We start from the raw sequence: 7,780 nt of genomic DNA, 5'->3' as shown, positions 1-7,780 counted from the left end.
TATTCGCGGATTTCCGCCGGCACGTCGCCGTCCCATAAGTCTGGCGGATCCTGATGTCATCATACTGACGGGCAGACTTTTCCCATTGATTTAACAGCCTTTTTCTTCACCGCTTTTTCCCACCCTGTTAAAGAACATATCAACTCGCCCCGACGGGCACTTTGCCGATTTTAGCTCACTTTTTCCCCGATGTCATAATCGGGTTTTGGCCCGCTTTTTCTGCCGGAACCAGGTTTTATCGATAACCCGGGGCGGCGGGGCAGCTTGCCTGCGCCGCTGACGCGGGTTGGCCGGGCGCGGGCCGGCGAGGCCCGCAGGTGAAGCTTTTCAGCGGGGAGCCCCCGCCCGCGGGGGCGGACGGGGCGGAGATGGCGAGTACGGTAACGAGCGAGGAGCCTGCGACTGCGAGCCGGACGCAGCCAGCGCAGCAGGGTTGGGCGGGGGCAATAAACCGCGGCCAGCTTGCTGGCCTGCCTTCCGGGCGGTTGACCTTGACGGACTGACCGACAACGGGTTAAGGCAGATTTTCGCCCCGGAGCCGCCACGGATGGCGGCGACTGCGGCGGTGGGATTTTGCATTGAGGCTGACAGCAGCGGGCGCAGCCCGGTGCGCCACGGGGGCTAAGCGGCCCCACCCGGCGGCCAGCCGCGCACCGGGGTTGAGGTGGCCGCGCAGCGCCCGTGGGTGGGTGGCGCCGACATAATGTTTGTTAAGCGCGGCGGGCCGTTCAGGCCCATTGCGCTTAATGTCACATTATGTTGAATGGCGGCTGACCGGCAACGACGGTCACAGAGAACGCCGGGGTTCAGCGCCGGGCGGCCGGCATTTACTGCCGGGCACGCCGTAGGCAGGGAGGCAGTCTGTGCGCAGGGACGCGCGCAGTCTGCCTTTCACCTTTCCCACGCGATTAACAGAGAGCCTGCTAACTTTCGGACTGTCCAGCCGCACTCAGGTTTCAGACCGGCTTCGCGCTGTCCGGCTTGTCGTTATTTGCCTGCCTGTCGTCTGGCGGCGTTGCCTGCTTTGACTGCCGTTCTGCCGGGTGGGTCTGCTCATGCACTTCCTTTAAGTGACCGATAGCCACCCGTGTATAGATTTGGGTGGTTTCCAGACTCGCATGCCCTAATATCGCCTGGATGTGCCGGGTATCGGCCCCGTTGTCCAGCATCTGGGTTGCCATTGAGTGCCGGAACAGGTGACAGGCTCCGGCTTTCTCCAGTTGCGCTTTTTGGCGAATGCTGGCCCCCGTCAAATGGGTGAGTCTGTCACGTGACATCTGTCGGCCATTGAGGGTGATAAACAGGTGGCCGCTGTCATGGCGGTGGGCCAGTCGGGGCCGCACGTGGTCAAGGTAGCGTTGTAACCAGTGCAGGGCTTGTTCCCCGATGGGCACTACCCGGTCTTTACGGCCTTTGCCCTGTCTCACCAGCAGTACGCCGCGCCCAAAGTCGATGTCGCTTAACCGCAGGTTGGACAGTTCCATCCGCCGGATACCGCTGCTCCACAGCACTTCAAGGATGGCCCGATTTCTTAAGCCGGTCGGCCTGTTGATATCAATAGCCTGCAATACCGTCTGCGTTTCGTCCTCGCTCAGCACCTGAGCGGGCAGGCGTTTGTCTCTTCGGGGCAGCACCAGTTCCTCAGCCGGGTTGTACAGGATGTACTGGCGTTGTCGCAGCCAGCGGAACCAGACCCGGAGGTCACTCAGCCGTTTTGACTGCGTGCTGACGGCCAGCGGGTTGCCGTCGGCTTTACGATAGGCTCTCAGCCAGGACTGATAACTTTCCAGTAACGGCGGACTGACTTGCGGGGCGGACATGACCCCCCGGGCTTCACACCAGTTAACGAACGGCAGCAACCGTTCCTGATAGCCGGTCAGCGTCCAGACGCTGTAGTGTCTGGCGGTCAGGCAGTCCAGATAGGCTTCAAGCTGCTGGCGTAATGTGGTGAGATGCGCAGGGCGTGTAGAAGCGATGGTCTGAGTCATGATGGGGTTTCCTGTAAGGTACATGGATTGTTGTTATGGGGTAATCATTGACTACGATACGATGCGGTTTTTCTTTATTGCCTGCCGGAACAGGGCTTTTTCCTTTACCCCGACCGATTTGGCGTCGGGGCCTTGTATGGCCGGCCTCTGGGGAGATTAATGCTGTCCGACTGGTCCCCGACCTGCCCACGACAGGCGGGCGACCGTCTGAGTGATAACCCCGACCGGACGGCATCATACGCCGGCTTTCAGGGCGCTATCAGACCGCACAGGTGCGCCGTGTCGTTATCTTCACCGTCGAACAACAGTTCATAGACGAACGTCAGTCCGCGCCGGTGCAACAGCAGGTATTCCATTTCGACCAGCCGTGACAGATGGATTTTTAGCTGGGTATCGCCCCACTGGATGGCGTCACGCAACAGTTTGCGGGTGAACAGCCACTCATGGCGCGGCTGCCCGCTGGCTTTTACCCAGGCTTGTATCAGCAGCAACAGTTTGCGGGTCTGGGGCGGCATCTCATCCAGCGTGCGGCCTAATATCTCGTGGGCCAGCCGGTTCGCCAGACGGATATCTTCTTTGGCGACTTCGATATATTCAAGCCGTTTGCCCCGGTGTTCCGCGGTCTTCACCTCGCGCTGGTGCTGATGCAGCAGCGCGATACTTTGTATCAGGGTGAGATATTTCATGTGGTCGCGTCGGGTGCGGGTTTTATCGCTCATGAACGTCAGTTGTGACGCATAAGGATTAACCACATTGAGCGGGCGTAACAGCCGCTGGGCGTTTTGATGCAGTTCGGTGATATACGCCTTTTCATTCTCGGCCAGTAAACCTTCGAGGGTCTGCTTATGACGTTGCAAGGCGTGGATAGCTTCGGTCTGTTCCCGCGATTCGTTCACGGTCAGGACTAAACAGCGATTTAACAGCTCTTCATCGACATCAATCGCCGTGGTGGTGAGCATCAGCATCACCGGTCCTTTCACTGTGTACTGTTTGGTGACCAGATTCCCGCTGGCGTCGTCTTTACCGGTGCTGGCAATGGTCAGTTCGCCGTCGCTTTGCAGCAGCTTAAGCGCATAGGCGGCCTGCCGCACCCCTTCCTCTTCGGCAATGGCTAAGATTTTATGCTGGAGATTGGTTTCCCCCAGATAGAACAGACTCTGGCCGGTCATAGCGCTGTATTGCAGCCGTTCCTCTTCCGGTATCAGATTGAGGACGGCATCCATTAAGCTGCTTTTACCGGCCGCCGAACTGCTTTGTATCAGCACCGCCAGCGGACGGTCCAGCTTGCGACTGACGGCGGCTAAGTAACCGGCCAGCAGGTTAGTGGATTCGCCCACCACGCCACAGGCGGCTAAATCAGCGGTGACGCGCTCGCTCAGTTGCGGGTCTTGCAGCAGCGCCAGCGCCGCGGCCCGCTGGTCCTCACTGAGTTCGGGAACCGGTCGGGTGGCTGTCTGCTCGCCGACACCGACCTGTTGACACTGTTCCAGTACCAGCAACACCTGTCCCAAAGCCCGGCGCAGGTCACTTTCGGCCAGTCCCAGTTCGGTGGCGGCCAGCCGCGCATACCCGCCCCGGCTGCGGGCGTTCATCATGTCCACGCTGTCGGCGAACATCACGCCGCTGTCGGTATCAGTCACCTGCGCATTGACTTTCATGACTGCGGCCCCGGCTCTGACCTGCGCCAGCCCGCGAACACACCAGCGCTGTGGGCCCAGTGAGACGATAATTTCACCGTTTGGCCCTGTCTCCCACACCACCCCGGGCAAAGACAGCGGTCTTGTCGCCCGCTCAGCGGCTGAAGCAACAGGGGGGTCCGTTGCCGGTGACGGCTGCGATGCCGGCTCGGCCGGTGCTGCGGTATCGGTTTCCTGCATCGGGTCAGCCATCGGCACCGCGCCATCGAGCAATAACCCGAATGCCGGTTCGGGCTCGGCGACCTGGCACAGATAGCCGTTGGCATCCATGTCCTCGGGGAACACCACCCGGAACACGGTAATGCCGGCGGCAGTCAGTTCGGCGGCCAGTTTCACCGCTGCCTCATTGCCGGCGGGGTCATTATCGAAGGCAATCAGCACCTGCCGGACCTGATGCCGTTGCAGTGCCTGCCAGTGGTCGGGGGTAAAGCCATTGACGCCGTAAGCCGCAGTGACGTTGCGGTAGCCTGCCACCCAGAACGACATGGCATCGATTAACGACTCACACAGGATAAGCGATTTGGACGCTATCATGGCGGCTTCATTCCACACGCCGCGGTGCTCGCCGGGCAGGTAGAGATGTTTTGGGGTGCCCGCCCGCAGGCGCTGGGTGATTTTCCGGCCGTAGATTTCCTGTACCTGCCCGTGGCTGTCGAGTACCGGTATCACGAGCGAGCCGCTAAAGTGTTCATGACCGGACTCCCGCATCAGACCCACCGCTTGCAACCGGGCCCGGATAGCGGCGCCGGCTTTCAGTTGTTTCTCCGGCAGCCGGTAAGCCAGGGTTCGGTTGGCAAAGCCGAGCTTAAAACCGGCGACTAATTCGGGATGATGTAACCGGCGTTTTTCCAGATAGGCCACGGCTTCGGGGGCGTTCAGCAGCGTATGATGGTAAAACTCCACCACCCGGCTGAGCAGCGCCTGCCGTCCGGCTTCGTCTTCGGCCAGCACGGTGGGTTCATTCGGCTGAACCAGCGGCGCGACAGCCGGATTATTCCCCAGCATCCCGCGCAGGTGCTCTGCCGCCCGCCGCAGGCTCAGGCGCTCGGTTTTCATTACCCAGTCCAGCACCGAACCGCCGGTGTTGCAGCCAAAACAGTGATAGAGGTTTTTTTCCGGGCTGAGGACCATTGACGGGGTTTTCTCCTGATGGAACGGGCACAGCAGCACGTAATCTTTGCCGCGTTTAATCAGCTTTCGCCCCTGTTGTTCCGCCACGGCGACTAAGGAGACGGCCGTTTTCAGGTGCTGCAATTCTGCTTCGGGTATCCGTGCCATTCGCTGTTCCTCCAAAAAAACCTGTCAAGATGAAAAGAGTAAAAATAACTCTGTTGCAGAGTACTCTAAAATAGAGTATTGTCAACTGCAAGATTAAAAACAGGGAGTATCCTCATGGCACGGTTAACTCACAGGCAGATACAGGCCATGAAGACGAAGGATGAGACATTCTTTAAAGAGCTGGGCGCACGGATTGCGCTGGCACGCAAAGAGCAACAACTCACTCAGCAACAACTGGCGGAACAGTTGGGGATTGCTCAGCAGACAATAGCGCATTATGAAGGCGGGCGACTAAAGGTGTCAGCGGCTCTTCTGCCATTATTGGCGCAGATATTGAATTTATCGTTGGATGAGTTGCTTGGATTGCCCTCGGTCAGGCGTAATAGTAAACGAGGACCCAGTTCCCGACTGGAACAACAGATTGAGATAATCAGTCAGTTACCAAAAGCCAGACAGAAGTTCGTTTCGGAGATGCTGGATACGGTAATTGGTCATAACAGAGAGTAAAGAGAGATAGCGCGACTGAGACAGGTTGCCCCCTGTCACAGCCGCTCACCACAAGCAACTAAGAAGGAGTTGAATGATGGCTAAGGCGCATTCTAAAGCAGAAGCGGCAGTAAATAAAGCCGTGAAAACAGAACGTTATTATACGGTGGGCTATGTGCCGAACGGGAATAAGGTCAACAACGCCACCCCGGCGATACACCTTAAGGGGCAGTGGCTGAGACAGGCGGGATTTAATACTGGCGGCCAGATTACGGTGAAGGTGATGGATGGTTGTCTGGTTCTGATTCCTGACAGTGAAGCCACGCAACAACAGCATCAGCAGTACCAGCGGCAACAGGCCCAACTGCGGGAGATTAAGCAGCAGATGCAGGCGCTGATAACCGGTTTTGCGGGTTAAGGGGAGAGCATGAGATGACGATAGCGATTGAACATTTACAGGACATTCAGTTAACCCACATTGAAGCGCTGGCCTTAGCCCAACTGGTTAAGCGGCTGAACTGGGCGGAGATACGCGCCTGTGCCGTGAATGACGAGGAAGCGTATCAGATTAAGGATGCGATCGCTAAGCTTCAATCTGCTCTGGCTTACCGTGGGTATTCGCCAAGATAGATCATAAATAAGGCCGGAAGCGATTCCGGCTTTTTGCTGTTTCAGAGAGAAAGCAGAATAAAATAGCAAAAATATACCCTATGTATATATTTACCATTAATCTTGTGTTTTTCTGTATTATTCCTTTGTTTATCTTCTTATTTATTTTATATTTTTGTGATTTTATATTATATATTTAATATATAAGGTCAACCCTGTAAAATATTTATTTTAAGCATAGAAATAACAAGGCCGGAAAGATCATGGATAGCTGTCTGGAGCTGATTTGGAAGTATAAGGCAGGATATTGAGTTAATTTTCTCATATTTATCGATTAAAATGCGATTTATATAAATATTCAGCCAAGATAGTCCTAATTAATTATCTTGGCTGACTTTTAGATATTTATATTCCTAAACTATAAATATCATTTGCTTCTTTGTCCGCTTCCTTATCCATTTCTACGCTACCTAAAGCCCCCAAGTCTAGGCTATAAATAATATCACTTTCCTTATCTTTTTCTGCACATATAAAGTAACCAAGATCACCATCTTGACCGATTAAAAAATAATTTGGCTCAACATCTTGAATGTTATATGTTTTATTTCTCTCAATAACATATTCACAATTATAAACATATATGTTTTCTTGATCTTTGCCGGTTATTTCAATATAAGGTTCATTTTGAATTTTCTCGGATAAAAACTTTCTATAAAAATTAGGTAATTTAATATTCAATTCTTTTTCAATAGAATTTAATTTCTCTAAAATATCTTCTTTCTTCATAAAATTTGCCTCTTAATAAATCTAGATATCAAAGAATGGATTGTTTTTATTCGCGCCTCTAAGCTTATCAAAATATTTATAAGCATCGCCAAGGGCTTTTCTTGCTTGAGCTTGAGGTACACCAGCATCAATCATCTCTCTATAACTTGTATGAAACTCCTCTTTTAATGTCTTGTCCCATCCTCCAGGCATCGCTCTCCTTGTCCTTTGTGCTGCACTGATTTGAGCATGAGGCATCCCAGAAGTTGAATGTAATAATGTGGCGGGCGCTGAATTTCTTCTATAGCCCTTTATGCGTTTTTTAGCCCAATGATCTTGTATTGGGTGATGACTCTGTACAAGATTATCAGCTTTAGTATTACTGTGACCTGGCGCTCTATTAACGCCCGGAGATAAATTACCATGCAAGTCTACATCACCAGCTTTATATCCGTGAGGGTTTTTACATTCTAACCCGAATGGGTCAACCCATCCGGTGGGATTTTGCACATAGCTGTAGGTATTTTCACCCCCTACGAGTCCAGCAGGATCCGGGCTGAGGTAGCACGCCGCTTCCGGCAAATAATACCTGAATCGATTATAAAATAAACCACTTTCCTCATCAAAAAGTTGCCCGGCAAATCTCAGGCCCGGATCGAGCTGGGGATTCTCGCCGTGTCCGCCCAGCCGCAGCCCGTACAGAGACTGCTTCGGCCGCCGCCACACCCGCTTGCCCTCCGGGTCGAACAGCGCCAGCGGCTCGCCGGTCGGGGCGCTGACCGCATATTGAGTCTGCACCTCCCCGGCCATCAGCTCCACCCGGTTGTCCAGATTAAGCGTGAACTGCTGCGTCTGCTGCGCTATCAGCTCCCAGCCGTCAAACACCAGATGGCGGATCATTTTCAGCCGGCCGTGCTGGTATTCGCGGATTTCCGCCGGCACGTCGCCGTCCCATAA

8 protein-coding genes are annotated in these 7,780 nt (G+C 54.4%); 4 read left to right on the top strand and 4 right to left on the bottom strand.

Going from position 1 to position 7,780, the window contains the following annotated elements:
- The first annotated feature begins 707 nt into the window (after positions 1 to 707).
- A complete protein-coding gene (locus EAE90_RS22445; RefSeq protein WP_214055356.1) occupies positions 708 to 848 on the top strand; it encodes a hypothetical protein in 141 nt (46 codons plus the stop codon).
- A gap of 108 nt (positions 849 to 956) precedes the next feature.
- On the opposite strand, the gene xerC is transcribed toward EAE90_RS22445, so the two are convergent.
- Both xerC and EAE90_RS22435 read right to left on the bottom strand, forming a co-directional pair.
- Positions 957 to 1,988, bottom strand: a complete 1,032-nt coding sequence (gene xerC / locus EAE90_RS22440) for a site-specific tyrosine recombinase XerC (RefSeq protein ID WP_214055355.1) — start codon at positions 1,986 to 1,988, stop codon at positions 957 to 959.
- Between the two features lie 248 nt (positions 1,989 to 2,236).
- Complete coding sequence (locus EAE90_RS22435) at positions 2,237 to 4,963, bottom strand: CHC2 zinc finger domain-containing protein (RefSeq protein ID WP_214055354.1); 2,727 nt, start codon at positions 4,961 to 4,963, stop codon at positions 2,237 to 2,239.
- 114 nt (positions 4,964 to 5,077) lie between these two features.
- Between EAE90_RS22435 and EAE90_RS22430 the strand changes: the two genes are divergently transcribed.
- The 3 genes from EAE90_RS22430 (at position 5,078) to EAE90_RS22420 (ending at position 6,079) form a co-directional block, all read left to right on the top strand.
- Positions 5,078 to 5,470, top strand: a complete 393-nt coding sequence (locus EAE90_RS22430) for a helix-turn-helix domain-containing protein (protein WP_214055353.1) — start codon at positions 5,078 to 5,080, stop codon at positions 5,468 to 5,470.
- Positions 5,471 to 5,546: 76 nt separating this feature from the next.
- The gene (locus EAE90_RS22425; protein WP_046397391.1) at positions 5,547 to 5,867 is read left to right on the top strand and encodes a SymE family type I addiction module toxin; all 321 of its coding nucleotides are present in this window, start codon (positions 5,547 to 5,549) and stop codon (positions 5,865 to 5,867) included.
- A 14-nt stretch (positions 5,868 to 5,881) separates the two neighbouring features.
- Positions 5,882 to 6,079: a DUF7706 family protein gene (locus tag EAE90_RS22420; protein ID WP_214055352.1), complete on the top strand. Its 198-nt coding sequence runs from the start codon at positions 5,882 to 5,884 to the stop codon at positions 6,077 to 6,079.
- 384 nt (positions 6,080 to 6,463) lie between these two features.
- Here the strand turns inward: EAE90_RS22420 and EAE90_RS22415 are convergent, their stop codons facing one another.
- A complete protein-coding gene (locus tag EAE90_RS22415) occupies positions 6,464 to 6,844 on the bottom strand; it encodes an SMI1/KNR4 family protein (protein ID WP_214055351.1) in 381 nt (126 codons plus the stop codon).
- A gap of 21 nt (positions 6,845 to 6,865) precedes the next feature.
- A partial coding sequence (locus tag EAE90_RS22410) for an RHS repeat-associated core domain-containing protein (protein WP_281422388.1) occupies positions 6,866 to 7,780 on the bottom strand: 915 nt, incomplete at its 5' end.

The organism is Photorhabdus caribbeanensis (assembly GCF_018448885.1).
Classification (GTDB): domain Bacteria; phylum Pseudomonadota; class Gammaproteobacteria; order Enterobacterales; family Enterobacteriaceae; genus Photorhabdus; species Photorhabdus caribbeanensis.
Note: the sequence above shows the minus strand (reverse complement) of the source record. Positions and strands in the feature narration are given on the sequence as shown.

Excerpts from the sequence above, each read along its gene's own strand:
- xerC (WP_214055355.1), bottom strand. The coding sequence starts at position 1,988 with ATGACTCAGACCATCGCTTCTACACGCCCTGCGCATCTCACCACATTA.
- EAE90_RS22435 (WP_214055354.1), bottom strand. The coding sequence starts at position 4,963 with ATGGCACGGATACCCGAAGCAGAATTGCAGCACCTGAAAACGGCCGTC.
- EAE90_RS22430 (WP_214055353.1), top strand. The coding sequence starts at position 5,078 with ATGGCACGGTTAACTCACAGGCAGATACAGGCCATGAAGACGAAGGAT.
- EAE90_RS22425 (WP_046397391.1), top strand. The coding sequence starts at position 5,547 with ATGGCTAAGGCGCATTCTAAAGCAGAAGCGGCAGTAAATAAAGCCGTG.
- EAE90_RS22420 (WP_214055352.1), top strand. The coding sequence starts at position 5,882 with ATGACGATAGCGATTGAACATTTACAGGACATTCAGTTAACCCACATT.
- EAE90_RS22415 (WP_214055351.1), bottom strand. The coding sequence starts at position 6,844 with ATGAAGAAAGAAGATATTTTAGAGAAATTAAATTCTATTGAAAAAGAA.